Below are 961 nucleotides of genomic sequence, written 5' to 3' on the forward strand. Positions count from 1 at the left end.
TTCGGCGGCTCCGGCACGACGTTGATCGCCGCTGAGAAATCGGGACGGCTGGCGCGCTTGATCGAACTCGACCCGAAGTACGTCGATGTGATCGTGCGCCGCTGGCAGGACTGGACCGGACAACAAGCCACCCGCGAATCCGATGGGGTGGCGTTCGACGATCTGTCAGGACTCGGGGAAACTCGGGTAGAGGTCGCCGCTACTGATATCGGCAACGTAAGTGACGTTGCGGAACTCGTCGGCGTGGTCGGCAAGGATGACGCCGCCGATTGACTGGATTGCCACCCCGTACTTGCGGGTGAGCGCGGTCAATTCGGCGACAAACTCATAGTAGTTGGCTTCGATGGTCAGGTTGGTGGTGACTGCGGCCATGTCGTTCTCCTCAGGCGGCGAGTTCTTCTTCGACGATCTCGCAGTGAATCACGAAGCCCGTCAGGTAAGGCAGGCCGCGCGAGATGCCGTAGTCCTTGCTGGTCTGGCGTCCGATCTTCCAGCCCATCCACTGCTCGGTGGCGGCGTGGATCGCGTCCGTCAGGGCGCGACCGGCGTGCATCTGGTTCAGGACATCGTCCGCGAAGTGGCGTCCGTGCCGGCTGTCGAGGAAGGCCCGGACTGAGTCGAGGGGCTGGTGCGTGGCATCCGAGATCGCGGTCATCGCCGTCGGCCAGGCTGCGGCGGCGTTCTCATTCATCGTGCCCCAAAAGCCCCAGGCGTCGTTTCGGGTGGCGGGGATCTGGTTGGTGTTGTCCATCGTGGGCTCCTTGCGGTTGATCGTTGCGACACCCGTAGTAACGCGCTGTTCGATTGAGTAGCCAAGCGCCGCTTGGCCTCTTTCTCGATCTTTCTGATCAGGCGATCCGGTACACCCGCTCGCCGCCCTGTTCCTTGTCCGAGGTGATGGTCAGGCCGAGCTTCTTCTTGAAGGCCCCGGCGAAGGTTCCGCGCACCGTGTGCGCCTGCC

2 protein-coding genes and 1 pseudogene are annotated in these 961 nt (G+C 63.2%); 1 reads left to right on the forward strand and 2 read right to left on the reverse strand.

Annotated features, from left to right (window positions below):
* Positions 1 to 273, forward strand: a pseudogene (locus tag ACK4TH_RS12275) (hypothetical protein); the annotation flags it as partial.
* Positions 274 to 382: 109 nt separating this feature from the next.
* Here ACK4TH_RS12275 and ACK4TH_RS12280 read toward each other — a convergent pair.
* Both ACK4TH_RS12280 and ACK4TH_RS12285 read right to left on the reverse strand, forming a co-directional pair.
* On the reverse strand, positions 383 to 751 hold the full coding sequence (locus ACK4TH_RS12280) for a hypothetical protein (RefSeq protein ID WP_409626857.1): 369 nt from the start codon (positions 749 to 751) through the stop codon (positions 383 to 385).
* Between the two features lie 97 nt (positions 752 to 848).
* A partial coding sequence (locus ACK4TH_RS12285; RefSeq protein WP_409626859.1) for a DUF3489 domain-containing protein occupies positions 849 to 961 on the reverse strand: 113 nt, incomplete at its 5' end.

The organism is Tepidimonas sp. (assembly GCF_046292505.1).
GTDB lineage: Bacteria > Pseudomonadota > Gammaproteobacteria > Burkholderiales > Burkholderiaceae_C > Tepidimonas.